At 54.6% G+C, this 25,258-nt stretch carries 26 protein-coding genes; 4 read left to right on the top strand and 22 right to left on the bottom strand.

Translation table 11 applies throughout. The annotated features are described in order from the left end of the window. The first annotated feature begins 199 nt into the window (after nt 1-199). The gene (locus tag FHT67_RS08495) at nt 200-421 is read left to right on the top strand and encodes a hypothetical protein (protein WP_167197386.1); all 222 of its coding nucleotides are present in this window, start codon (nt 200-202) and stop codon (nt 419-421) included. Between the two features lie 150 nt (nt 422-571). After that, complete coding sequence (locus FHT67_RS08490) at nt 572-1,210, top strand: thymidine kinase (RefSeq protein WP_167197383.1); 639 nt, start codon at nt 572-574, stop codon at nt 1,208-1,210. Between the two features lie 108 nt (nt 1,211-1,318). On the opposite strand, the gene FHT67_RS08485 is transcribed toward FHT67_RS08490, so the two are convergent. The 12 genes from FHT67_RS08485 to FHT67_RS08430 form a co-directional block, all read right to left on the bottom strand. Then, on the bottom strand, nt 1,319-2,080 hold the full coding sequence (locus FHT67_RS08485) for a class I SAM-dependent DNA methyltransferase (RefSeq protein WP_167197380.1): 762 nt from the start codon (nt 2,078-2,080) through the stop codon (nt 1,319-1,321). A gap of 4 nt (nt 2,081-2,084) precedes the next feature. Continuing rightward, on the bottom strand, nt 2,085-3,029 hold the full coding sequence (locus tag FHT67_RS08480; protein WP_167197377.1) for a CvfB family protein: 945 nt from the start codon (nt 3,027-3,029) through the stop codon (nt 2,085-2,087). Continuing rightward, a complete protein-coding gene (gene rsfS / locus FHT67_RS08475) occupies nt 3,026-3,373 on the bottom strand; it encodes a ribosome silencing factor (protein WP_127497094.1) in 348 nt (115 codons plus the stop codon). Before rsfS ends, FHT67_RS08480 begins: the two co-directional genes overlap by 4 nt. A gap of 3 nt (nt 3,374-3,376) precedes the next feature. Beyond that, on the bottom strand, nt 3,377-3,949 hold the full coding sequence (gene yqeK / locus FHT67_RS08470; protein ID WP_132306651.1) for a bis(5'-nucleosyl)-tetraphosphatase (symmetrical) YqeK: 573 nt from the start codon (nt 3,947-3,949) through the stop codon (nt 3,377-3,379). Next, on the bottom strand, nt 3,939-4,529 hold the full coding sequence (gene nadD, locus FHT67_RS08465) for a nicotinate-nucleotide adenylyltransferase (protein ID WP_132306653.1): 591 nt from the start codon (nt 4,527-4,529) through the stop codon (nt 3,939-3,941). Before nadD ends, yqeK begins: the two co-directional genes overlap by 11 nt. 32 nt (nt 4,530-4,561) lie before the next feature. Continuing rightward, entirely contained in the window at nt 4,562-4,873 is a 312-nt protein-coding gene (yhbY, locus tag FHT67_RS08460; RefSeq protein ID WP_132306655.1) for a ribosome assembly RNA-binding protein YhbY, read from the bottom strand. Between the two features lie 49 nt (nt 4,874-4,922). After that, a complete protein-coding gene (gene aroE / locus FHT67_RS08455) occupies nt 4,923-5,804 on the bottom strand; it encodes a shikimate dehydrogenase (RefSeq protein ID WP_132306657.1) in 882 nt (293 codons plus the stop codon). A 20-nt stretch (nt 5,805-5,824) separates the two neighbouring features. Beyond that, entirely contained in the window at nt 5,825-6,949 is a 1,125-nt protein-coding gene (gene yqeH / locus FHT67_RS08450) for a ribosome biogenesis GTPase YqeH (RefSeq protein ID WP_132306659.1), read from the bottom strand. Continuing rightward, entirely contained in the window at nt 6,946-7,470 is a 525-nt protein-coding gene (locus FHT67_RS08445) for a YqeG family HAD IIIA-type phosphatase (RefSeq protein ID WP_015845593.1), read from the bottom strand. Before FHT67_RS08445 ends, yqeH begins: the two co-directional genes overlap by 4 nt. Before the next feature lie 138 nt (nt 7,471-7,608). Beyond that, complete coding sequence (locus tag FHT67_RS08440) at nt 7,609-9,870, bottom strand: transglutaminase TgpA family protein (protein ID WP_167197374.1); 2,262 nt, start codon at nt 9,868-9,870, stop codon at nt 7,609-7,611. Further along, complete coding sequence (locus tag FHT67_RS08435; protein WP_167197371.1) at nt 9,867-11,111, bottom strand: DUF58 domain-containing protein; 1,245 nt, start codon at nt 11,109-11,111, stop codon at nt 9,867-9,869. Before FHT67_RS08435 ends, FHT67_RS08440 begins: the two co-directional genes overlap by 4 nt. Nucleotides 11,112-11,115: 4 nt before the next feature. Then, nucleotides 11,116-12,072: an AAA family ATPase gene (locus FHT67_RS08430; RefSeq protein WP_132306665.1), complete on the bottom strand. Its 957-nt coding sequence runs from the start codon at nt 12,070-12,072 to the stop codon at nt 11,116-11,118. Between the two features lie 266 nt (nt 12,073-12,338). On the opposite strand from FHT67_RS08430, the gene mprF reads away from it, so the two are divergent. After that, a complete protein-coding gene (gene mprF / locus FHT67_RS08425) occupies nt 12,339-14,978 on the top strand; it encodes a bifunctional lysylphosphatidylglycerol flippase/synthetase MprF (protein ID WP_165930650.1) in 2,640 nt (879 codons plus the stop codon). A gap of 58 nt (nt 14,979-15,036) precedes the next feature. Here the strand turns inward: mprF and spoVAE (FHT67_RS08420) are convergent, their stop codons facing one another. The 7 genes from spoVAE (FHT67_RS08420) to FHT67_RS08390 all read right to left on the bottom strand — a co-directional run bounded on the left by spoVAE (FHT67_RS08420) (nt 15,037) and on the right by FHT67_RS08390 (nt 19,790). Continuing rightward, nucleotides 15,037-15,387 (bottom strand): stage V sporulation protein AE, encoded by a 351-nt coding sequence (spoVAE, locus tag FHT67_RS08420; protein ID WP_015845598.1) that lies wholly within the window; start codon nt 15,385-15,387, stop codon nt 15,037-15,039. A 6-nt stretch (nt 15,388-15,393) separates the two neighbouring features. Further along, nucleotides 15,394-16,407: a stage V sporulation protein AD gene (spoVAD, locus tag FHT67_RS08415; protein WP_132306669.1), complete on the bottom strand. Its 1,014-nt coding sequence runs from the start codon at nt 16,405-16,407 to the stop codon at nt 15,394-15,396. 1 nt (nt 16,408) lies between these two features. Beyond that, a complete protein-coding gene (gene spoVAC, locus FHT67_RS08410; RefSeq protein WP_132306671.1) occupies nt 16,409-16,903 on the bottom strand; it encodes a stage V sporulation protein AC in 495 nt (164 codons plus the stop codon). A 147-nt stretch (nt 16,904-17,050) separates the two neighbouring features. Then, nucleotides 17,051-17,401 (bottom strand): stage V sporulation protein AE, encoded by a 351-nt coding sequence (gene spoVAE / locus FHT67_RS08405; protein ID WP_132306673.1) that lies wholly within the window; start codon nt 17,399-17,401, stop codon nt 17,051-17,053. After that, the gene (gene spoVAD / locus FHT67_RS08400) at nt 17,398-18,417 is read right to left on the bottom strand and encodes a stage V sporulation protein AD (RefSeq protein WP_132306675.1); all 1,020 of its coding nucleotides are present in this window, start codon (nt 18,415-18,417) and stop codon (nt 17,398-17,400) included. The genes spoVAE (FHT67_RS08405) and spoVAD (FHT67_RS08400) overlap by 4 nt, the downstream gene beginning before the upstream one ends. 2 nt (nt 18,418-18,419) lie before the next feature. Beyond that, nucleotides 18,420-18,905, bottom strand: coding sequence for a stage V sporulation protein AC (gene spoVAC, locus FHT67_RS08395; protein WP_132306677.1), 486 nt, complete (start codon nt 18,903-18,905; stop codon nt 18,420-18,422). Between the two features lie 24 nt (nt 18,906-18,929). After that, entirely contained in the window at nt 18,930-19,790 is an 861-nt protein-coding gene (locus FHT67_RS08390) for a DUF421 domain-containing protein (protein WP_132306679.1), read from the bottom strand. Nucleotides 19,791-19,977: 187 nt separating this feature from the next. On the opposite strand from FHT67_RS08390, the gene FHT67_RS08385 reads away from it, so the two are divergent. After that, nucleotides 19,978-20,184, top strand: a complete 207-nt coding sequence (locus tag FHT67_RS08385; RefSeq protein WP_127497128.1) for a DUF1657 domain-containing protein — start codon at nt 19,978-19,980, stop codon at nt 20,182-20,184. Between the two features lie 224 nt (nt 20,185-20,408). Here the strand turns inward: FHT67_RS08385 and FHT67_RS08380 are convergent, their stop codons facing one another. From FHT67_RS08380 to FHT67_RS08370, 3 genes are read right to left on the bottom strand one after another with little or no spacing between them, the layout of a single operon-like run. Continuing rightward, nucleotides 20,409-22,256, bottom strand: a complete 1,848-nt coding sequence (locus tag FHT67_RS08380; RefSeq protein WP_167197368.1) for a DUF2264 domain-containing protein — start codon at nt 22,254-22,256, stop codon at nt 20,409-20,411. Continuing rightward, entirely contained in the window at nt 22,247-23,407 is a 1,161-nt protein-coding gene (locus FHT67_RS08375; RefSeq protein WP_167197365.1) for a glycoside hydrolase family 88 protein, read from the bottom strand. Before FHT67_RS08375 ends, FHT67_RS08380 begins: the two co-directional genes overlap by 10 nt. Then, nucleotides 23,408-25,249: a hypothetical protein gene (locus tag FHT67_RS08370; RefSeq protein ID WP_132306685.1), complete on the bottom strand. Its 1,842-nt coding sequence runs from the start codon at nt 25,247-25,249 to the stop codon at nt 23,408-23,410. Between the last annotated feature and the right edge of the window lie 9 nt (nt 25,250-25,258).

Genomic DNA, 25,258 nt, shown 5'->3' with positions numbered 1-25,258 from the left:
GCGCTAGTTGACAAAATCGTTGAAATATGACCTTACAACTCAATATGTAGTTGATGAATTTGATTCTACATCAAGATATAGGTCTCGTCAATGCAAATTATGGAGAAATTATTTATTTGGGCTTTTTCGACACTCGACTATTTTAACAGATGCAGATATGATGGGATAGTGACATTTTATTGCTAATACGGAGGTACAAATGGACAAGCAAATAACGCCGGAGCAGCTGCGCGAGGCCGTGCTCCAGCTGTTCCGGGATGCCGGATATACCGTACCCGGACTGCTGCCTTACATAGATGGTTTGAGCCAGGAGAACGATCGTCTGAAGCAGGAATTGAAACGTTTGAGACTGGCAGCCGCCCGCGGATCGGCCTCCTCGGATTCTATGAACAGCAGATTGAAGGACGCGTTAAGGGAGTAATTAATAGATCGGAATTTGGACGGCAAAGATTTATAGCAAAAACTATATCTAGTGTTCACCGTTTAAAAATTATGTCGAATACCCCTGTTGCATCGGCGACTTATTCTGATAAAATAATACAACCATTGAAGCGAAGGTAAGGGATAAGTCATGGATAGAGGATTCGTTACGGTCATCATAGGTCCGATGTTTTCGGAAAAATCGGGAGAGCTCATCCGCCGCTGCCAGAAGCTGATGAAATACGGCCGAAAGCAGGTACGGGCTTATAAGCCGGCCGAGGATGACAGGTTCGGCAATGAGGAGATCGTCAGCCGGATCGGCTACCGCCTTCCCGCGACAAGCGTACCGCGCGCTCTCCCGGCATCCTCGGTGGAACAAATTCTGCTCGAGTCGAAAGATGCCGACGTGGTGGCGTTCGATGAGGCGTCCTTCTTTGGGAAGCCTATCATCGCTCTCGTAGAGGAGCTGGCTTATCAAGGGAAGCATATTATCGTAGACGGTCTTAATATGGATTACCGGGGCAAAGAATTCGGCTACATCGGCGGCCTGCTGGCGATTGCCGACGAAATTGTGAAGCTGACGTCGTTCTGCGCCGTTTGCGGCGATGCCAATGCGACCTTTACGCAGCGTATCGTCAATGGCAAACCGGCCAAGCTTGGACCGGTCTTCCTGATCGGCGATACGGAGAGCTACGAGCCCCGCTGCCGCTCCTGCTTCGTCCCGCCGCACAAAGTGACGGGCGATGCAGCCGAAGAGCTCACAGACACGATTACAGCTTCTCAAGCATAAACGGCAAGCTATCCTTGGAAGAAGCTGAGGATGAAAAATAACAGGGTTGTCAACTGTCACTTGAAGTGACGGAAGACAACCCTGTTTGCTTTCAAATTTTCTGCCGCATCATTTCACGGCCGCAAAGAACAGCCGCTCCGAACCGTCTCCCGCAGGTTCAAGTTCAAAGTCCGCATAACAGTCGACCGAACGGAAGCCCGCCCGCTTCAAGGCGGCTTCCATCCAGCCGCGGCCATACGCCCGCTGTTCATGCATTTCTTCGAAGCGCTCGAACCGGCCGCTTTTCTCCTGGGCGAATATGGTCAGATGATGCTCGATCTGAAGACGGGACTCGTCGAGCTCGCAAGTCCATATGTAGGCCACCTCGTCCTCGTCCAGCACAAAAGGCTGCTCCTCCGCGTAACGAAGGAACACCTTTGGATCATGGACGTCGAACAGGAACAGTCCGCCCTCGCGCAAATTATCGTAAGCCGCCTTAAAGGCCGTCTCCACGTCTTTCTCCTCGGTCAGATAGTTCACGCAATCGCAGAACGAAATCACGGTATCGACGGGCTCTGCAAGCGTCCACTCCCGCATATCCTGCTCCAGCCAGGTTACGTTCCCCCGTGCGCGGGCCATTTGCGAGGAAGCTTCATCCCATTTGCTGCGCGCAACGGTCAGCATATCGGCAGAAAGGTCGATGCCGTATACCTCCAGCCCGGATAAGGCCAGAGGAATCGCAATGCTGCCCGTTCCGCAGCCGAGATCGGCAACCGTCCTCGGCATGCCGTAACGTTCCCAGCTGTCATGGGCGAATTGCAGCCAGTCCTCGTATGGCATGTCCTGCATCAGCCGGTCGTAGACCGATGCGAATTGACCGTATGCATCCATGCCGCTATTCCTCCGTTGACTGAGCGGAAGCTGACGCTGAAGAATCTGAACCGGCATCCTCCGCTTTAGCCGGATCCGCCAGATAAGTCCAGCTTCCTTTTTGCGTGATGAGACCGTCCCTCATCAGCTTTCCTAAAGCGCGCTTGAAGGCCGATTTGCTGATGCCGAAGCGCTGCTTGACCGTTTCCGCAGGCGTTTCGTCGGAGTAAGGCATGCCGCCGCCCGGACGCTCCTTCAGGAAGGCCAGAATGCGATCCGCATCCTCAAGCCGGCCTTCCTGCTTCAGCTTCGCCATCGACAGATTTACGCGTCCGTCTTCGCGGATGAACGTCACGCGCGCGGATACCCGCTCGCCAAGGCGAAGCGGGCGGACGCGCTCGGGTGCCGGAATCAGTCCGTATACGCCAAAGCCAACCACGCCGCCGTCGACTAGCACGAATGAGCCCATCTGGAGCGACTTGGTGACCCAGCCTTCCACCCACTGGTTGCGCCACGATTGCGGAGCCTGGAATACGAGCGGTCCAAGCTCCTCCTCGCCAGCCGTTCTCGCGAGCAATCGTCCGGCCTTGTCGTGACCAAGCACGACATGGACCTCATCGCCCGGCAGCGGACGGAATTCCACCTTCTCCGGGAGCTCCGAAATCGGAAGCAGCAGCTGACGTCCCAATCCAAATTCCAGGAAGCAGCCGAGACGCGGATGCACGTCCGCGACCTTCAGCCGCGCCATCTCTCCAAGCAGGAGCTTTGGACGCTTCATCGTTGCCGCAATCCGGTCCTCGGAATCGTAGAAAATGAAAACCTCTACTTCATCGTTCATTTTCGGCTTCTTGCCGACCAGCTCGGTATAGTGCAGAAGCACTTCCGACTCATCATCGGTCAGGAAATAGCCGTAGGGCGACACTTCGCGTGCCACCCTTAAAGTTACCATCGTACCGGCTGTCAGACTCATGCGAACTCCACTACCTTCGCATCGGACCACAGGCGTTCGATATTATAATAATCGCGTTCATCGCGGTGGAACACATGGACAATGACATCGCCAAGGTCAATCAGTACCCAGCGAGCGGAATCCATGCCTTCAATGCCTTTTACGCGTACGCCGCGCATTTCCGCCTGCTTGCGGATTTCCGTTGTAATCGCCTGTACCTGCGTGTCCGAATTGCCGTGGCAGATAACGAAATAGTCAGCCACCAGCGAGATTTCTTTCAAGTTTAATGCTACGATGCGATGCGCTTTCTTGTCTTCCGCAGCCGCCACCGTAATTTGCAGCAGTTCATCCGAATGTACGGTCATAGCTCAGCCTCCTTGTTTTTGCTGTTCAATTAGATCATTGCGGGATTCCACCGTAAGGGGATATATCCGGTTCCCTTTCTCCAGCAGGAAAGAGATCGTTGAATCAAAGCCGGCGATTAGCGCCTGTTCCAGACTTGTCTCGCTCAGCTCGCGTATGCGGTCGACTCCGGGGAAGTCCCGACCCGGTTCCATATAATCGGCCAGACAAACCACTTTGTCCAGCTTGGTCATTCCTACCCGCCCGGAAGTATGATACCGGATGGCATCCAGCACTTCCCGATCCTTCACGCCGTATTCATGCTCGGCTACCCAGTAGCCGACCTCGGCATGCCATAACGCCTTGTCATGGTTCAGCAGCCCTTGGTCAAGCCGCTTCTCCCGGATAATCTGTTCCATCTTCGCGATCGGCCAATATTTGGCCACGTCATGGAGGATAGCCGCAAGCTCTGCTTTCACCGGATCTTCCCCAAACCGCCCGGCAAGGATAACGGAAGTTTCCATAACCCCTTCCACATGCTTCCAGCGCTTCTCCGGCATTTGCGATTTGACCGATTCGATCATTTGTTCACGATTCATAAAGCCCTCTCCCCTTTATAAACTGATGAACGGTGTCCGGAACCAGATAAGCAATCGAACGCCCCGCATGTACTCTGCTTCGAATATCCGTGGACGATATGCCGATCGGCGGCATGTCCGCCATCGTCACGCGCCGGCGGAGAAAGTCCGGCAGTTCATCCAGCTTTACCGACGTCCCTTCCCGTTCCAGCCCAATGAAGGTAATCAGCTCCGCCAGCTCTTCTATACGATGCCATTTAGGCAGATCGTTAATCCGGTCCGACCCGATAATATAGGAAAAGGCGTTGTCCGGGTACCGCCTCTTCAGTTCCAGCACCGTGTCGATGGAATAACTCATTCCGCCGCGTTCCAGCTCGATGTCAAGCGCTTTGAAGGCCGGGTTGCCTCCCAGCGCTTCCTGAACCATTTGAAGTCTCAGCTTGCTGCTTGCACCCGGCCGATTATCCTTTAGAGGCGGCTGATAAGTCGGAATAAACCATACCTCGTCCAGCCCGCAGCCGTCGCGGGCCGCTTCAGCCGCAATCAGATGACCGGTATGAACCGGATCAAACGTGCCGCCCATAATGCCGATTCTGCTCATTAAGCGCTACCCATCCTTTTGCGGCAACGGCGTTATTTCGCCGCAGCCTTAGGCAGCTCGATCTTGCGGTACTTTTCTTCGGTCGCCTGCTTGTACAGAACGATCGTTTTTCCGATAACCTGAACCAGCTCTGCACCGGCAGCTTCCGCCACTTCCGCGCCGATTTCTCTTGGATCGTCCAGACAGTTGTTCAATACCGAAATCTTGATCAGCTCCCGCACTTCAATCGCTTCTTCAATGTGGCGGACAAGCTGATCGTTGGTGCCGCCTTTGCCTACCTGGAAGATCGGCTGAAGATGATGAGCCAGCGATCTGAGGTGACGCTTTTGTTTGCCTGTTAACATGGTAGTTCCTTCTTTCATCTCTATAGGTTATCTTTATTGTCGCGTTAAGCTAGACAAGGGATTGCAATACGGTCTCGCGCATCGCTGCTGCAGGAGCCGGCTGCCCTGTCCAATATTCGAAGGCGTAAGCCCCTTGGTAAATAAACATGCCGAGTCCGCCATGCACGCGGCAGCCATGCTGCTCGGCGTCCAACAGGAACTTCGTGCGGAGCGGGTTGTAGATCAGATCGCTCGCGACTGCCCCTGGCTTCAGCCATGATGCATCGATCGGGGTAGCATCGGTATGGGGATGCATGCCAACCGAGGTCGTGTTAATGACGATATCCGCTTCCCTGCAGGCAGCCTGCAGCTCGTCGTTAGCAATGGCACGGATATCCGCCAGTGACCGGAACGATTGCGCAAGCTCCTCGGCCCTCTCCACCGAACGGTTGGCGATCGTAATGCCGGAAGGCTGTTCCCCGGCAAGCGCGTAGACAATGCCGCGGGATGCGCCTCCTGCTCCAACAACGAGAATCCGCTTGCCCGCAAGCTCAGGCTCCGCTTCTTCCTTCAAGGACCGGACATAACCGATTCCGTCCGTATTATAACCGGTTAACCGGCCGTTATCGTTCACAATCGTGTTGACTGCTCCGATTGCCTGCGCACCCGCGTCAATCTCATCCATATATTTCATAATATCCAGCTTGTGGGGAATCGTCACGTTGACTCCCCGAATGCCCATCGCCCGAATGCCGGCAACAAATTCGCCAAGCTTGCCCTGCGTAATATGAAAGGCCATGTATGCTCCGTTGATTCCCGTCTCGCGAAAAGCGCGATTCATCATAATCGGGGATTTCGAATGGCGAATCGGATCTCCGATTACGCCATACAGCACCGTTTGGCTGTCAATCCGGTTTCCCGTAATCCCATTGTCAAGCGCGGATACCGTCAATGTTCCCGTTCTCCTCTCTTCTATACAAGCGAATCGCGAAGCAGCACCTTAATGCCCTTAGGCGCATAAACGTCCACGACCGCGCCGGAAGTACCGTTCGCCTGTATCCAGCCCATGCCGGATACGAAAATATCCTTCTTCGCTCCCCGCGGAATACGAATCGAATGGCGGGTCCAAGCCGGCATCTCATCCAATTCTTCGCGCGACGGGCCGCCCAGCAGCTCTCCGCGGTGGTCAACGTACAGCTGTTCCGCCCGCTCCAGCTTTGTGCGGTGCACGCTGAGGGCATTGGAGATATAGAAGGTAAACGATTGACGTTCCCCTTCAACGAAGTCGAACCGGACCAAGCTGTTGATGAACAACGACTGTTTATCGTTTAGCTGGTACACCAGCGGCTTGATCGGCTTATCCGGCAGCAAAGCCTGAAGGAAGCCGCGCGGAACGATTTCCGTCATCCGGGTAGGATACACGATCCCCGGCGTATCGATAATCGATTTGCCGTCATCGAGTGGAATATGAACCGCGTCAAGCGTCGTTCCCGGGTAACGGGAGGTCGTCAGCTCGCGTTCCATATCGCTGTAATCATGGATAAGACGGTTAATCAAGGTTGATTTGCCGACATTGGTTGCGCCAACGACGTAGACATCCCTGCCCTTCCGGTGATGCTCGATCGCTTCAATGACATGCTCGAAGCCGATGTTCCGTTTCGCGCTGCAGAGCACGATATCCACCGTCCGGAGTCCTTCTGCCTTCGCCTGCTTCTGAACCCAGTTCCGAAGACGGTTCAAATTAACCGAACGTGGCAGCAGATCGACTTTATTGACTACCAGCACAACCGGATTATTGCCTACGAAACGCTGCAGGCCTGAAATCAGGCTGCCCTCAAAATCAAATAAGTCGACAATATGGACAACCAGGCTGTCCGTCGACCCGATGCTGCCGAGCAGGCGCAAGAAATCATCCTGATCGACCGTTATCGATGAAGCTTCATTATAATTGCGAATACGGAAGCATCTTTGGCAAATAACCGGCTCACGGTTTAACGCCGCTTCGGGCAGGTAGCCCGACTGTTCCGGATGCTCCGTCTGGAGCTTTACTCCGCAGCCTGCGCATGCATGCGACTGACTTTGCTGCTCTTCTCTCACTTCGTCTCCCCCTCATACCATGTCCCTTTTTTGCGCAAACGGGAAAGAACAAACCGCTCGATTCTCCTGTTCACGCGGGTCATTATTCCTTCGTCAGCAGGAGCAATCGGCGTGACCAGAATCGTATACAAGCCCATGCGTTTCCCGCCAAGCACGTCGGTAAGCATCTGGTCGCCCAGCACTACGGTCTGCTCTACGGGCAGCCCCAGCACGCTTAATGCTTTGTGGAACGCTTTATTCGCCGGCTTGCGCGCGGCATGAATAAACGGAATGCCCAGCGGATCGGCGAATTTGGACACTCTCGTCCTGTTATTATTCGACACAATGACAACTTTAAAGCCATAATCCCGAACCTGTTCCAGCCATGTCGTGAGCTGCGGCGTTGCAAGCGGCTCACGCGCTCCAACGAGCGTATTATCAAGGTCGGTGATGATTCCGCGGACACCTTTTTTGTATAGCTCGTCCAGCTGGATATCGTACACCGAATTTACCCGTAAATGCGGCAATAATCTTTCGAACATGCTGCCTTGCCCCCTCGAACTTCGCTCATCTCCTGCTATCTTACGAAACTATACCATATATTCGGATTTTGTTGCAAAAGAAATACCGCCCGGCAAAGCGAGCGGCAAACTTTCCTTCTATATAATATACGCCAATTTTTATAATTCCTCTTTAATCGCTTTGATCTTTAGAATAAACCCGTCCGTCTCGAAGCTTGACGCCTGGACGGAGCTGTACTTCGCGCGCTCGAACTCGTCAAGCACCTCGCGAAGCAGCTTGTTCAGCCGGTGGTGGCTTGGCGACCATCTCTGGATCGCTTCGCGCAGCGTCTCATGCTCCTCTCGTTCATAGCCTTTGCGCCGGCAAAGACGCAGCAGCTTTTCCGTTTCCCATACAATCCGGTCATTGCCGGAATACGCGCGGTATTTGGAACGGAACCATGGCGTACGCAGCAGGATCAGAACGAGCACGATCAACGCAAGGACGGATGCGGATACCGTGCCCCAGAGGAGAGCCGGATGACTGCCTCCCGTGCTTTCGGTTACTTCCTCCTGCACCGGATCGGTATCGGGGGCTGCGGTAGGCGTCGGCAATGCTTCCTGCTGCACCTCCGTCACCGAGTAAGGGAAGGTGAAGCCTGCCGTAGGCTCGAACGGAATCCAGCCATAACCGTCGAAGTAGATCTCTACCCAGGAATGCGCATCCGAGTTGCGGACGGTATACGTGCCTGCCCCGTCCGGATTTAGTTCCGCTTCGCTCGGAATGCCTCCGGCGGACGGCACGTATTCCGAAGCAGGAAGCACGCCCGGGGCAAAGCCTTTTACCCAGCGGGCAGGCAATCCGATCGAACGGGACATGACCGCCATAGCCGTCGAGAAATAATCGCAATAGCCTTCCTTCAGTTCAAAGAGAAACTGGTCGACAAAATCCTTGCTGTCTCCGGTCAGCCTTGATTTGTCCGGTTCATTCGTATAAATGAAGTTCTGGCGGAGATAAGTTTCTATCAGCTTGGCCTTATCGTAATCGTTCACTGCCGAAGCCGTTAACGATACGGCAAGCGACCTTACGCGGCCGGGCAAGGAGGACGGAAGCTGCAAATATTGCTTGGTCTCTGCCGGATCCGGCAATTCCGCCTCCGCGTTGCGAAGTCCTTCTTCATCTAATACGGTTACCTCGGAGGTTACCGCATAGCTCTGCGGATATCTGCGCAGCGGCTTGTCGGACCAGATCAGCTCCTGCTCGTTAACCGCCCATTTCAGGCTTTTCGGCAAGACGGAAGCATCCGGATCGTCTACCCAATGAACAGCCGTTATGGGAGAAGCGCCAAACAAGACCGGATAAATATTATTGTTCGCCATCCGGACCTGCTGGTCCACCTTCATCGTCTCCGCCTTCTCGCGCCCTTCGATTAACGGGAGCTCCCAGTCTTTACCCACCGAGGCTAACCGATTCCGCTCCGACTCGTCGTTCACCGTCCAGCCTGCTCCGGTGTATTCGGTCTTTGTCTCGCCTCTCCAGTAGCTCCGATGGTTGGTCGTAATCGTCATAACCGGCGAGTAGTCGAAATCAAACCCGCCGCCAAGCTCGGAATCATCGCGTCCATAGCCGGACTTGGTATTGCTGCTGCTCACGTCAACGGGAGCCGCGATGCCTTTGTCTCCGAGGAACACGTTAACCGTCTCGCCCTTGGATTCCTTCCACATCGTATAAGGATCCTGAATGATCGGCGAAACGGTCGGCATCAGAATACCGGCTGTCATCAGCACGGACAACACGATGACGATTGGCATCAGCAGCTGCAGCGGATATTCCGTAAGCTCCTTCCAGCTGTTCGGATGATGGCTTGCCAGCTTGTGCAGATGGTTGGCTACCAGCCAGAGCAAGCCCAAAAAGACAATCCATGCCACCTCATCCCACAACCAGATCGGAGTAAAAGAATCCGCAATGGTCAGAACGAGAATATTGACGCTAATAAAGCCGAATAACCGCGTCCTTGTTGTAATCCACCTGTCAAACAGGATATACACAACGAGCAGGGCACCGCTGATCCATATGAAGGGTTGCAGCTGCTCGGCATACCCCCACAGCGTACGGAACAAATCGCCAAGCCGGTTCTCTTGATCGGGAACGGTCAGGATGACCTTTTTCAAATCGGCAAAATAAGCCGTCGCGCCTAAGGCAAGCAACAATTGAACTCCAATCCGAAGTGCCTGCATGCTGCGCGGCAGCAGCCAATCGGCAGCGACGGCGAAGAGCAGCGTGAAGCTGACCGCGTAGAAGGTCTCGCTCCACCAGAAGCCCTCAAAGATCCGGATCGTATGAATAAGCATAAGAGCAATAAACAATTGCGAGAGCTTCGTATACCAGTTCGGCGTAACCTTGATAATCGCCGTACGGCATAAAGTAAGCAAGAGGCTCATGCCCGGCCTCCTTCCAGCACGGCAGGAAGCTCCTGCAGCTGCTTCAATTCGAATAACGCCCAGCCCTTGCTGCGGATCATCAGGCGCCATTGTTCCTCCAGCCGCCTGTCGCCGCCGATATGCATCAGGCATGGCGTCAATCCTTTGCGGGAAAGCCATTCCATCGAGCGAACGGCTTCCCTGCCGGAGGTTCCGCTAATCACGATTGCAAAGGATCCGGGCTCCAGACGAGAGTCTGCTGCCGCTAGAGACTTGAACAGCCCTTGCTCGGCGTCGGCGTCCACAAAGGTTAAATGCTTCATTAGCGCGTTGCGCTGTTCCACGCCGGACTTCGGCGGGAGAATCGTCAGCTTCTTGCCGGATGACATTAGACCGATTGCCGTATCGCCCTTCAGACCGCTGTCTATAAGCGAAGCCGCGGTAGAGACCGCCAGCTCGAAGCTTTCCGCCCCCGGAATGGGGTAATCCGCGGCATATCGGTCAAGAATAAGGAGCGTGCGCGGCAGCGATTCCCTCTCGAACGCCTTCGACTTCCAATCTCCCGTCTTGGCCGTTGCGTTCCAGTGAATCCTCGACAAACGATCGCCGTACAAATATTCCCGCACGCCGTTGATTTGCGTCGTTTCCTTGGCTGCCCGAGGGGCGGCTGCGTGGGAGTAAGGTCCCCGGAAGCCGCTCTGAATGCTATGCCATTGGCGCAGAGGAACAATCTGCGGCAATACGCTGAAGGCTGTCTCGGAGCCGAATCGGCCGGAATGCTCAAACAAGCCGAATATGTCATGGGCAATGCATTCGGTTGTGATAAAGCGGTACTCCCCTCGCTGAAGCGGCGGCGTTTGATACAGCACATCGCCGGATCGCTTGAAGTTAGGGACGAAAGAGGCTTCGAAATGCAGCTGCTGGCCATTATGGCGCTGCAGCCGGTCTCTGACCAGTACATAAGGAATCGGATAGACGCCAGGTACCTTTACCGATAATTGGACATCCAGCGTGCTGCCTGCCGTGAGCGAATGGTCGCCGCCCGCGGCTGCCCCGGTCTGTCGGTAGCTTCGGATGCCGGACACGCGGCTGATCCCGCTCCAGCGGCCTAAAGCCAAATAAAGCAGCAGCACGTTCAAAATCATAAACAGCATTAATGCCGTTTTGCCGCCCTGAAACAATAAATAAAGCAACGAGGCGCCATAAAGGATTGCGATAAGTCTCCAGCGTTTACGGTTCTTCGTCTCTTTCACGGCGTTCATGGGATCACCGCTCCAGTCTGACGGGAACCTTTGTCTTCTCCAGAACCTCGGCAATAATATCCTCGCTCCGCAGACCGTTCATCCTTGCGTCCGTTTGAAGCAGCAGACGGTGGGAAAGTACATACGGCGCCAATTGCTTGATATCGTCGGGAGTGACAAACGTACGCTGGGCAAGGAAGGCGCTGGCTTTCGCCGCGCGCGATAACGCAATCGCGGCACGCGGGCTAGCGCCCAGCAGGACAAACGGATGCGCACGGGTAGCCCGCACAAGCTGAATCAAATAATTGCCGACGGCATCATCGATATGAACGGCTTGTACCTGTTCTTGGATTCTTGCGATATCTTCTATGGAAGTGATCTGCTCCATGCGGTCCGACGGATGGCCGGACTCTCTTGCCAGAATCATCCGCTGCTCGTCCGCTTCGTTCGGGTAGCCAAGCGTCAGCTTCATCATAAAACGGTCGAGCTGGGCTTCCGGCAGGGAATAAGTGCCCTCGAAGTCGATCGGGTTTTGCGTAGCAAGCAGGATAAAGGGAGCCGGGAGCATATACGTATCGCCGTCAACGGTGACATGCCCCTCTTCCATCGCTTCAAGCAGGGCGGATTGCGTCTTCGTTGTGGCGCGGTTAATCTCGTCGGCGAGCAGGACGTTTGTCATGACCGGTCCCGGACGGAATATAAACCGCTCCTGCTTCGGGTGATAAATCGACACGCCGGTAATATCGGTCGGGAGAAGATCGGGGTTGCATTGAATCCGCCGGAATTGGCCGCCGATTGTTCTCGCAAGCGCTTTCACCAGCTGGGTTTTTCCCGTTCCGGGCACATCCTCAAGCAATACGTGGCCACCTGCAAGGACGGCTATCATTAAACGTTCGATTTCGTTCTGTTTTCCGAGAATGCATTCATTCAAGCTATTTAGAATTAAGGAGCATAATTGCATATCGGCAAGGCGTGTTTCCATGGACATACCTCCTGCGAAATAGTGGATGCAAAAAATAAGGGGATTTAGTACCATTTTACAGCAGTTCCTTCGGGTAGAACAAATGAACGAACTGCCGAAAAAAATTGGAGGATTCCACATAACGCCTGCAACGAATCGCCTTGTTGCTGTAAAAGTGGGAATCGGTATTCTCATATGATATATTGGCAATATCTTCACTTTTAGACGAACGAAAGAACGAAAAGGTTCTGTTCGCCATTAACATTCCCTTAAGAAGGTGCCACAGTTTGCTGACTCATCTATCGCGTTTTACTAACCGGTTCAAAAACGTATTCAAACTGCTGTTCCCCGTTGCCATCCTGCTCTTCCTGTACACGCAAACGAGCGGCTTCATCAAGGAGATCAAGCCGGCGGCGGCTCTCCACCTGCTGAAGCATCTTCACTGGAGCGACCATATTCAGCTGGCTGCCGTCTGTTTCCTGGCGGTTGCGGTCATGTCGGCTTATGACTTCGCGTTAGTCAGATGGAACCAGGCGCGCATGCCCTGGACTGCCGTGTTCAAAATAAGCTGGATCGCCAATTCCTTCAACAATGCCATGGGCTTTGCCGGATTAACGGGAGCGGGACTGCGCGTTACGCTGTACCGCAAATGGGGCATTCAAGGCCCGGCATGGCTGCGGTCGCTGGTGTACCAGTCCTTATCCGCCCTTTCCGGCTTGTCTATTCTCTCCATCTTGCTGCTTGTTGGCGTCTGGAATGACCGCAGCCTTCTTGCGCATCATCTCTGGCTGTATCTGGCCGTCATTCTGATTGCCGCGTATGCGGTGCTGTTCGCCTTACTCGGCAGATTGCCCCGGCTTCGCAATCTGCTTGGGCTGACCGATAAGGAACAGGAAGATGACGTTTCCTTATCGAAGCCGCCGGCGCTTCGCATGATAACGGCCTCTTTGGCGGAATGGCTGATGGCCGGCCTCTGCTTCTGGCTGATTATCCACTTGATGCATCTGCCAATCGGATTCCGGGAAGCCATGAGCATCTACGTCGTGGCTGCCGTTGCCGGCGTTGCGAGCTTTGTGCCGAGCGGACTGGGATCCTTTGACGCGATTGTCCTGCTGGCATTCCAGCATCTCGGCTTATCGCCCGATCAAGGTCTGGCCGTGCTTGTGCTTTACCGGATTTTTTATTGCTTCCTTCCGTGGGCGATCGGACTTGCGCTTGCGACAACCGAATGGATTCCGAATAAGAAACGCTGGACTCAAACGCAGGAGCAGGTACTGAAGCCCGCCATCAAACGTTGGCATACGGTCTGGAATTGGCCTAGCCAAACGGCTGTCCTAAGCGATATAAGCACTTGGGCGCTTTCGGCTCTTGTCTTTATAAGCGGCATCCTGCTGCTGGTCTCGTCCGCTACGCCCGGCAGCTGGCACCGGATGCAGCTGCTCGAGCAGTTCGTCACGCCTTTTACGATGAAGGGCTCCCACCAGCTGGCCGTTCTCATCGGACTGCTTATGCTGATGGTATCCGAGGGAATCCGTTTCCGCGTCAAAAGAGCGTACTTCCTGGCCATGATCCTGCTGATCGGCGGTACGCTCGCTTTGATTCTGAAGGGCTTCGAATTCGAAGAAGCCATCTTTCTTCTGTTTGTATGCCTGCTCTTATGGCTGTCCAAGGACCGGTTCAACCGGAAGGAAGCGATCTTCACCTTGCGCAAAACGATTGGCTGGGCAGTCATCTCGCTTATCGTGATGCTGCTGTACCTGTCTGTCGGAATATCGACCAACGAGCTTCCGCCCGGCATGCTCCATCATGCCAAGTGGCATGCCCGTTACTCGCTGAAGGATGAAGAGCTGCTGCGCGAGGGGATCATTGCGCTTGCGATCAGCTGGATTCTGCTTACGGTCCGCAGAATATTCGTCCCAAGCCTCCCGCCCGCCCCTAAGCCGGTGACACAGGATTGGGAGAAGCTGGAGCTGCTGCTCGCCAAGCATCCCGGCAATTTTCTGACTCATCTGCTGTATATGGGCGACAAGAGCTTCATGTGGTCGCCGGACAATCAAGCGGTACTCGCTTACGGCCGCATCGGCAAAACCTTAGCAGCGCTTGGCGATCCGATCGGCGACCCGGCTTCCGTCCGGCTGCTCGTGCGACAATTCCGCGATTACGCCGATCATTACGCGGCGACGGCCGTCTTTTACCAGGTGAAAGCCGAAAACCTGCCGCTCTATCACGAGTACGGCTACCGGTTCTTCAAGCTGGGAGAAGAAGCGATTGTTCCATTGGATCGGTTCCAGTTATCCGGCAGGCGCAAAGCGGATTTGCGGGCCGCTTGCAATCGGTACGAGCGCAACCGTTATACGTTTGAAATGGTGAAGCCGCCATTCAGTACCATGCTGCTGTCCGAGCTTAAGGCGGTGTCCGATGAATGGCTGGGTGACGATAAAGAAAAGGGCTTCTCGCTCGGAACCTTCTCCGAAGCTTACCTGGAGCTGGCTCCGATTGCCATCCTGCGGGATAACGACAACCATGTCGCGGCATTCGCCAGCCTTATGCCGGTGTACGATCGCAACAAATCCGTCTCCATAGATTTGATGCGCCACCGGGACGGCCTTAGCGGCGTCATGGATGTTCTGTTCGTTCAATTGCTGCAATGGGCTAAATCGGAAGGTTACGAAGTCTTTAATCTGGGGATGGCGCCTCTCTCCAGCGTCGGAGAATCGGTCTACGCCTACCGCGGGGAGAAGCTCGCAAGATGGGTGTTCTTGAAAGGAGGCCACTTCTACGGCTTCCAGGGCATCCGGCGCTTCAAGGACAAGTTCGACCCGGAATGGGAACCGCGTTATCTGGCGTTTCCTCAGAACAGCCTCTTCCCGAGGCTTATCATTCAGGTAACGAGATTGATCTCCCGCGGGACCGGAAGCGGCAGATAAATCATGCCTTGCGAAGAAAAAGCAGGTTTGCCCCTATGCGGCAAACCTGCTTTTTCGTTTATCCCTTCGGACGGACAACGAGGGCCGCCAGGAAGGAGAATATAATCGCCGCGGAAATACCGGCGCTGGTTACTTTGAATATGCCGGAGATAACGCCGATCCAGCCGGAATTTTGCAGCTCGGTCAAAGCGCCGTGAACAAGCGCATTGCCAAAGCTGGTAATCGGCACGGTTGCGCCAGCCCCCGCAAAGCTGACGAGCGGTTCGTACCAGCCGAGACCGTCGATGATCGCCCCTGCGACGACAAGCGTGGCCATCGTGTGAGCCGGGGTCAGCTTCACGACATCAAACAGCAGCTGGCCAACGACGCAGATCGCCCCTCCTACAACAAATGCCCATAGAAATTGCATGATGATCTACTCCTTTCCGCCGCTTATCGCAACGGCATGCGCAATGCAAGGGATGCTTTCCCCTTGCTGGAAGGAAAGCGGGGATAATAAAGCGCCTGTCGCAACGACAAGGACGCGCTTCAGTTCTCCGCTGGCGATTTTTTTGAGAATATGCCCATAGGTTACAACGGCCGAGCAGCCGCAGCCGCTTCCTCCGGCCTGTACCTTCTGCCGCTCCACGTCATAGACCATCAGTCCGCAATCTTTGAAAGTCGTCTCATCCATCGGAACCCCGTCACGGATAAGCAGCTCCTTGGCAAGCGGATGCCCGACGCTGGCGAGATCTCCGGTCACGATCAGATCGTAATCCTTGGGCGTCCGTCCCGTATCGTTAAAATGTGCTTGAATGGTATCCACCGCTGCAGGCGCCATTGCTGCTCCCATATTAAACGGATCCTTGATGCCCAAATCCACAACCTTGCCGATTGTGGCATATTCAACCACGGGACCCTCGCCCGCCGCGGCAACGACAACGGCGCCGGCACCGGTTACGGTATACTGCGCGGTCGGCGGCTTCTGCGAGCCGTATTCCGTCGGATAGCGGAACTGCTTCTCCGCCGTGCAGTTGTGGCTGCAGGTCCCGGCCAGCACGTATTGCCCCGCACCCGAATCTACCATTAAAGAGGCAATCGCCAGCGACTCCATCGAGGTCGAGCAAGCGCCAAATACGCCGAGATTGGGCACGCCTAGCGTTCTGGCCGCAAAGCTGTTGCTGATAATCTGATTCATTAGATCGCCGCCGACATAGAACTGCAGCTGATCCTTGGCGATCTTCGCATTGTTGAGCGCAAATTCCGATGCCTGCTCCAGCAGCAGCCGTTCCGCTTTCTCCCAGCTTTTCTGCTGCATGTCGAGCTCCGGATGCACGAGGTCGAAATCAGCTGCGAGCGGTCCGTCGCCTTCGTCGGGACCGACAACGGCAGCCGCCCCGATAATGACCGGGCGGTTCTCAAACTTCCATGTTTGTTTTCCTTGCAGCATCTTAATGTGCACCACCCGTCCCAAAAATCAGATGGGCGATGCCGACGAAAAACGCCGCAACGGTACCGTACACGATAACGGAGCCGGCCAGCTTGAACATATTTCCTCCCACGCCAAGCACCAGCCCCTCGCTGCGGTGCTCGAGAGCGGCGGAGCACATGGAGTTGGCAAACCCGGTTACCGGCACCGCAGAGCCGGCGCCGGCAAACTGGGCGATTTTGTCGTAAACGCCGATGCTCGTCAGGATGACGGAAATAATAATCAGCACGGCAACGGTTGGATTGCTTGCATCCTCGGCCTTCATGTGGGCCAGATGGATAAAGAGCTGCTGAATCGCCTGCCCCAGGACGCAGATGGCGCCGCCTATAATAAACGCGCGAATACAATTGCCAAATATCGAACGCGAAGGCTCGCGAGTTTTCGCAAAGGCTTGGTATTCCTTTGGCGACATGGACATTTTGCGGTATTTTCCGCCTCCGGCGCTTTTTACTGCCATAACGTTACACTCCTTTTTTATGTACACATGGTAAGTACATTATTTGTCAACGGAAGAAAGGATATGTATGGGAGGGTGAAAAGCTCCAGCGACCATAAAAAAACCTCCGCAGCTGACTGCGAAGGTTCATAGGGTTAGATGATTCGTTCAGCCTTTAGGCTTGACGAACAAAGCGGCGATGAAGGAGAAAATAATCGCGGCGGACACGCCGGCGCTCGTCACCTTGAAAATACCCGTGATGATGCCGATCCAGCCGGTCTTCTTCATCTCGTCCAGCGCCCCGTGAACAAGCGCGTTGCCGAAGCTGGTAATCGGAATGGATGCGCCAGCGCCGGCAAATTTGATCAACGGGTCGTAAATGCCGACACCGTCTCCGATCGCGCCAAGCACGACAAGCAAGGTCATCGTGTGGGCAGGCGTCAGCTTAAAGACGTCAAAACAGATTTGGCCGATGACGCAAATCGCTCCGCCAACCAGAAAAGCCCATAAGAAAATCATAGCTCCCTCACCTCATTCTCGATGGAAACCGCATGCGCAATGCATGGAATCGTCTCCCCCTGTTGGAAGGAGATTGGCGATAAGAGCGCGCCCGTCGCAACGACAAGAATGCGGTTCAGCTCCTTCTCGCGCATCCGCCGCAGCAAATGCCCGTACGTAACGGTTGCCGAACAGCCCGCGCCGCTGGCGCCTGCCTGCACCTGCTGCTTCTCATAGTTATACATCATCATGCCGCAGTCCTTGTACACGGTCTGATGAATAGGAAATTTATTTTTTTCGAACAATTCGTTCGCGATTGCATAGCCAACCTTGGATAAATCTCCCGTTACAATCAGATCATAATAACCGGGCTCTATGCGAAAATCGCGAAAATGAGCTTGTATCGTATCAACCGCCGCCGGCGCCATTGCCGCCCCCATATTAAACGGGTCGCTGATGCCCATGTCCACGACGCGTCCCAGCGTAGCCGAGGTGACATAAGGGCCGTCGCCCTGCTGCGATAAAACGCTGACTCCCGCTCCCGTTACGGAAAACTGAGCGGTTGGCGGCTTCTGGGAGCCGTATTCGGTCGGATAACGGAACTGCTTCTCCGCGGTAGCGTTATGGCTGCAAGCGCTCGACATGACATATTTGGCCGAGCGCGAGTTAACCAAATTAGCCGCGATTGCCAGACTTTCCATGGAGGTGGAGCAGGCTCCAAAAACGCCGATATACGGAATTTGCAGCGTTCTTGCCGCAAAGGTGGAGCTGATGATCTGGTTCATCAGGTCCCCTCCCACCAGAAAGTTGATGGACTCCTTCGTTATCTTGGCCTTCTCGATGGCCAGATTCGCGGCTTCCTCCAATAAGGTCCGTTCGGCTTTTTCCCAGCTGTCCTGACCAAGCCGGAGATCGCCGTGGACAATATCGAAGTCATGGGCTAACGGGCCTTGCCCTTCGAACGGACCAACAATAGCAGCCGTCCCTGCAATGACGGGATGATTCTCAAAGAGCCAGCTTTGATGGCCTTTCAGCATGATTAATGTCCTCCTCCAACGGCATGAGGATTAAAGATCAGGTGAACAATGCCTACGACGAAAGCCGCAACTACGCCAAAAACGATAACCGGACCGGAGATTTTGAACATTTTCCCGCCTACGCCAAGCACAAGTCCTTCACTCCGGTGCTCGATAGCCGCCGAAGACATCGTATTGGCGAACCCGGTAACGGGAACGGCGGAGCCGGCTCCTGCCCATTGCGCGATTTTATCGTAGATTCCCAAGCTGGTTAGCACGACGGACAGGAAGATCATCACCGCTACCGTGGGATTGCTGGCCTTCTTCTCGTCGAAGCCGGCCCAATGGACAAACATTTCCTGGACGGCTTGGCCGATAATGCAAATCAAACCGCCCACCAGAAAAGCCTTGAGACAGTTAATGAAAATGGGGCGTTTAGGCTCATGCTTTTTCGCAAGCTCCTGATACTCCTGCTGTACCGGGGTGAACTTCTTTTTATTGCTCGACATCTCCTAACCTCCTGGCTATTCAAGTCAATGATGCAGTAATGGTTTCATCCTGGTTATGACCTGCCGCATTTCTTGCGCGCAACGTTCATACATGTGCTTCGCTTCCTTATTTTTGGTCGAGAGTCCGAACAGCTCCAAATCGGCTTCGATCTTCTTCAATAAGGCATACAGCTCGGCCTTAAGCTGGGGCTGGGGGACCTTAATATGGTCATCGTACAGGTCCACATACAGCTGACGATACGCATCAACCTGTCCGATAAAGACATTGTCGAGCGATACGCCGATTTTCTCGAGTTCGGTTGTAAGCCATCTTCGGTTTAGGCCAACGGTAGAGAGCGGCTCATCCATGATTTTGCCGTCCATAATAACCGTTTGGGGCTCATGCTCGGGGGCAACCTTAATACCGAGATGCGCAGCGGTAAGCGGCTGGTTCTCCCTCGTAAGAAGCACGCTGATATCACCGCTTGGCTCCATAATCGCAAACTCGACATCCGCTACCCGGAATACATCCTTCTTGCGAAGCTGCTCCAGCAGCTCGTCGGATGTCAGCCGTTCCTTCTTCAAATTGTCCTCAAGCACTTTGCCGCCTTTAATCAGAACAGTTGCCTTACTGTCAATTAGGTCGCGTCCTTTCTTGCTCTTAAGCTGCAGGAACTCTATTCCGATTGAAACAAGCACCCATACACCAAGCGAGATTAGACCCAAATACCAGTTTGCCTCAAGATCAAGCGATACGTAAGCCGCAAGGTTCCCGATCGAAATTCCGGTAATGTATTCAAAGAAAGAAAGCTGGGATATTTGCCGCTTGCCCACTAATTTCGTCAGCAGGAACAGGACAAATATCGCCAGAAAGGTGCGTAGAGTAACCTCTAACCATTGCTGCACAATTCTTTTCCCCCTGTCGCTTGTTTCTACGTTTAGATTATTTGTCAAAATGCAGATGGCAACTCGAAAAACCATTTTCCACAGCAGGAAAAAGGTTCAGGCGGGCATGGCGTTAATTTCCATGAATGCCAGAAGTGAAAGGCTGACATATTAGTTTTGTTGTGAAGTTCTTAAGGAGGTGTTGGACATGACCGTAGCATCCGATGTAAAAACTTGCGTTGCCTCTTTGAAGAGCGCGCAGGCAAGCCTGGAGCAATTCGCCCTTTCCACTGAAAACAAAGCGGCAAAGCAGATGTTCGAGCAGGCGGCGCAACAAACGCAAACCATCGTCGATCAAGTGGCCAGCCGGGTAAAAGAGCTGGAAAACGAAGAGCCTCAGTATGTAGGCTTCTAGAAAAATAAATGGCCGTGCGATAAGAACGCACGGCCATTTTTCGATATTTAAGTTAGAAGCAAAAGAACAATAAAATGACGAGAAGCACGTAAAGGACAAGAACAAAGGTCGTTATCGACGGCCGGCGGCCGCTTGATGCCGGTGCTGCAACGCTTTTCATTGGCATTCCCCCAGTAGGCTTCTGCCATTATCGTATGCAGCTTGGGCGCCGCTGGTTCATCTCCTTACAGGCTAATCATGATTTCTTTGCCGGAAGGACTAACCGCGCGGATATGATGATCATCCTGTATGGACAGCCCGATACACTGACGCCATTGCTCAGGCCGCATTTCTTCGGGAGCGCCAGGCTCTCCGTAAACCGCGGCGATCAAAATATGCTTGCCTGGCTGAAGCTTCGCCAGAAGCGCGGGAATCGACGTCCTTGGATGCATCAGGTTGGTATTGGACTGGGCTTGAATAAGCTCTGCCCGCTCATATCCCCGAATGCCGGAAATTCCGCTTCCGCCAAAGCCGGTACGGCCGAATACGCCGCAGGCTTGCCGGCTGACGGCAAGCGTTGCGTCAAGCGGGAGAGCAAAGCCGCCTTCGGCCGCATCCAGCTCTCTTGCCGTCTCGATCCGGTGAATCCTGAGATGCCATGGCAGTCCGGCAATCAAATAAGTCGTCACCGTTACATCCCGCCACGGCTTCCAGACGGACGTGAGGATATCGCCATCGATATTGGTCTCTGCGTTTGCCCGGCGGACGCGATACAGGTTATCTCCTTCGCTCAAGGCCAGCATGGAGTCGTAAGCGCCTTGGGACAACCCCCATTCCGCACGCGGCACGCTAAAGCCGAAGGAAGCGGAATAAACAAACTTCTCGTATTTCGCCGAGGTATGAGTATGCTCGTTGGTTCCGAGATGGCCCGCGTTAAAGGCTGCAACATGATCTCGCTCGCTTTGCCTGCAAACGACAAGATGAGGAGCCTGCTGCACCGAGATGGCCGGCAGCTCCGGCAGCGGAAGCTCCTCTGCCTGCCAGAACGGATGATCGTCCGGCAAAGCCAGCGGCAAAAAAGCTTTAAATGCCCAATAAACGGAGCCCGGCGCATTATAATTTTCGGCCATAATCAGATTGGGATAGCTGTAGCCCACCGTTAATATGCCGTCGGACGTGAATATCGGCTGGCGTAGCCACCATCGCAGATGGCGCAAATACAAGCCCTTGACGACCCCGAGCTCAAGCGGCTGCACGTTGGCAAAAGCATACGCTCCCCACAAAGCCCCCTGCGCGAAACGGTAGGTCAAGCTGCGTCCGTACGGAAGGCCCCTTCCATCCCCGGCGAACCAGTTCACGAACTGCCCGGCGAATAAGACACTGCGTTCTTCGAAGCGTGCTGCCCGCTGCGGATCCTCTTCCTTCATCAGCGCCGCATAGATAAGCCCGCAGTAATGAAAGGCCAGCGGCACGTAATAATCGCTATGCCCGTTAACGCCGTCTTCGTACCAGCCATCCTCCATATAAAACTGCTCCAGCCGGTTCAGGTTCGCTTCAAGCTGATCCTTCGCGTACGGCAGACCAAGCTTATAGAAGCCTACATTAACTAACACATGAAAGAAAAGCCAGTTGCAATCGTGAGCCCGGCGGCGGTTAATCTGATTCAGCCAATCATATAAATGCTGCTTCGCTTCGGCGCTAAGCGGCTCCCACAGGCGGTGCGGGGCAATGGCTAAAGCTAGGCCTAGCGAAGCCATCTCCACCAGGCGCTGATCGTAATCGGCAACTTCGCCCCAAAACTCCTCATGCGCGGGATTCGTACCGTTTGTTATTCCCTTCAGCACAAGCTGCAGCAGTTCTTCGTTAACCTCGGCAGAGCCTGCCGCTAGCGGCGCAAGTCCCCACACAATACGGGAAAAGCCTTCCATACCGGCAACGTCCGGCGACTGGCCGGCTCCGGATCCGTTTAGAGATAGACGAGCTCCTCCGGCTGAATAATACGGCAGGAGCGGCTTGGTCAGCTGGCTGAACGCCAGCGCAAGATCTTCTTTGCCGCGGAGCGGATTCGAAGCGGTCGGTGCGCTTACTCCCATGGAATCGTAACGCCTCCTTTAAGACGCGCGAGACCCTCCACAAAGAAATAATCGCCGTAAATAAGCGGCACATCCATATTTTTGCGTTCCGGATAGTGGCTGGTTCCATGCAGGATAAGCCCTTCTTCCTCTTCCTCGCCAAACGAACCGTAGTTTTCGTACAAGGACTTCAGAATACGCTCTCCGGCGCTGCGATAGCTGGATGCCTCCGCCGAAGGCACCAGCTCAGCCAGCAGCAGCAAGCCGCAGGCCGCGCAGGCACCTGCGGAAGAATCGCGAAGCCCCTTCGTCTCCTCCGGCGCACGGAAATCCCATACCGGCACGCTGTCCTCGGGCAGCTGCGACAGGAAGAAATGCGATACCTGCTTGGCGGCGTCCAGAAGGTCCTTACGGCCCGTATGCTTTGCGGCCAAAGTCAGTCCATAGACCGCCCAAGCTGTGCCGCGGGACCAGGCGGACTCCGGTCCATAGCCCTGGCCGCCGATAAACTCGGCAACCTCGCCGGTCCGCGAGTCAAACCGGACAATATGGCGGACCGAGCCGTCGGTACGGATAAAGTGGTTCAATACGGTGCCCATATGGGCTTCCGCCACATGGCTGTATCTAGGGTCGCCTGTCTCGCGGGATGCCCATTGCAGGAGCGGAACGTTCATTGCGCAGTCGATTATCGCCCAGCCGCTGTTGTCCTCTCCTTCGCTCCAAGGGTTCCAAGCGCGGATGAAGCTGCCCTTCAGGTTAAAGCGACCCATCAAATAATTGGCTGCCTTAAGCGCTCTGCGGCGGGACTGTTCCCCGCCATTCAGTTTATAATTGATTACGCTGGTCAAAATCCACATAAAGCCGATATCGTGATCGAGCCGGTCATAACCGTCCAGCACCTCGTCCAGCTTCCGCTCGCATTCTTCCGCAATCTGCCGGAAAGGAAGGCCGTCGTTCTCTTCACCTTCATGCAATAACCACAACAAACCCGGCCAGAAGCCCGCCGTCCACCAATGCGGAGCTTCCAGAACATATTGGCCGCCTTGGCTTGCATGCGGGAATTCCGCGCCGATACGGGCGCTTGTCCGGAGCACCTTGCGCACCGTTTGTTCCCATGCTTCATTGACCCACGATGCGGTGTCGGTCTGGCTGGCAGCAGTTGTATTTGTCATTTACGATTCCACCTGTTCCTGAAATTTGAAGTTGAGTTTAAACGTCTTTTCAAGGGATGCTTCGTCTTTCGAAATAAGAGAAATGCGATAATAGCCTTCTTCCTGGCCCGAATGATTGGAATAAACGCATTCTGCGATGGAGACGTCCAGGCTTTGCGGTTCATAGCATAATAAAACCGAATGCCGGCTTCCCTTCAGCATAATCTGGCCTTCCGATCGCACAAACGGCGGGCATTTACTGACGATAACCTCCGTGACGGCCCCGCCTTCCTTGCCGAATCGGAAAGTGTCCGTCAACTCAAGCTCCGGAAGACCGGTTTTACGCCAGACAAATTCGCGCTCAAGCGCTGCAAGTCCGCTGCCCGGGTAACAGGCTGCAAGCTCCAGCTTAAGCCGGTCCGCAAGCTCTCCCCGTTCCGCCCAGTCAACGGAAGCCTTGCTCCCCGCGCCAACGGCCTGAAGCTGACCGTTCACAATCGGCAATGAATGTCCTTGCGCTCCCGTACAGTCGTATTCGTACCGGCCTTCGCCAAAGTATTGGGCCGTATATTCCCCGCTTCCGAGATCCGCGGCAAACGCCGGATCATCATCGGCAATGAGAATAAAATGGCCTACGTCATTATGATTGTGCGGTTCATCGTTATGCCCGCCTTTGGCTGCAAAGCCAAAGCTGCCGGAAGCATTGCTCACCCGGGAGATCAGCCACTGGACATCCGCCAAATACCAGCTTCCGCTTGGCCAATCCGATTGTCTTGGAGCCTCCGGCCTGAACCAGAGCAAATTGCGCAAAGCATGGGCAAACCGGCTGCAATGATCGTCCGTAAAGCCTGCCCTTATCCCCAATGGTGCGTAGTCAACGCCTTCCACGCGAGAAGCGAGATAATCGGACAAGCCGATGTTTACGCTTACATGGGAAGAGGCATCCGAGAAGTTGGCGGGTCTGTTGCCGGCGAGATACGCTTTTTGCTGGAATCCGGCGATAGACCGTACGTGATGGGAATCAAGCAAATCCGCATGGCCGCCGGTGGCGCGCTTCAGCAGATCTGCGAAGTAAACGAAATAACCAAAGCCGTAATTCCAGTAGCCCGGCCCCTCCGCGCAAGCTCCGTCTTCCCCAAAGCCGGATAAATAATGGTTCATCGTTCCGATGGCCCGGTAGAGGACGGCTGCTGCTCGTTCCTTCTCAATACCTAGCAAAATGGCGGTTGCTCCAATCGAACCGGCACAAACCGCCGCCCAGTTATGATCGGCGGTTTCCCAATGATAAGGAGGATATTGATTATCCAGATATGGGGTAACTATTCTTCGCTCGATCTGTGCTCGAATTTCTTCCCGAAGCGCCGAAGGAAGCGATTGTTCCGTAATCGTCAGAATCTCGGCCAACGCAAATCCCGTTTCGGAGGCAAATAGATCAATATGGCGATCAACCGGGTTCCCTCTCATATGAGCCGGCAAGCACCAGGTCATCTCTTCCAGAATCGCCTCAATCGTATCCGTAAGCGCCTGACGATATGCCGGCAAATCCGGGAAAAGGCAATGCAGCAGCGCAAAAGAAGTAAGCCGGCTCCTGCGTTCGAAATACAGCCCTTCGTAAATGAGGCGGTTCCCGCTCTTCTCGAACAGATCGTAAATCTCCCGGGTCAAAACGGGAATCGGACGCTTAAGCAGGCGTTCTCCCTCTGCCCGGATCTCCCCGATCATGTCGGAGTAGGCCGGGGATTCCGCTATCCCACTCCAGTCCGCTTTGTTCCCGGAGTACGTATATACATCGCTAAGCGCCGCCGGCTGCTCCGTGAGCCACTCTACCAGCGATTCCTTCGGCCAATCATAATTCGTCCGCAAGTTTCTCTC

Origin of the sequence: Paenibacillus sp. BK720, assembly GCF_011761545.1 — a bacterium.
Lineage (GTDB): Bacteria > Bacillota > Bacilli > Paenibacillales > Paenibacillaceae > Pristimantibacillus.
This window is presented reverse-complemented; position numbering and strand designations above follow the sequence as displayed.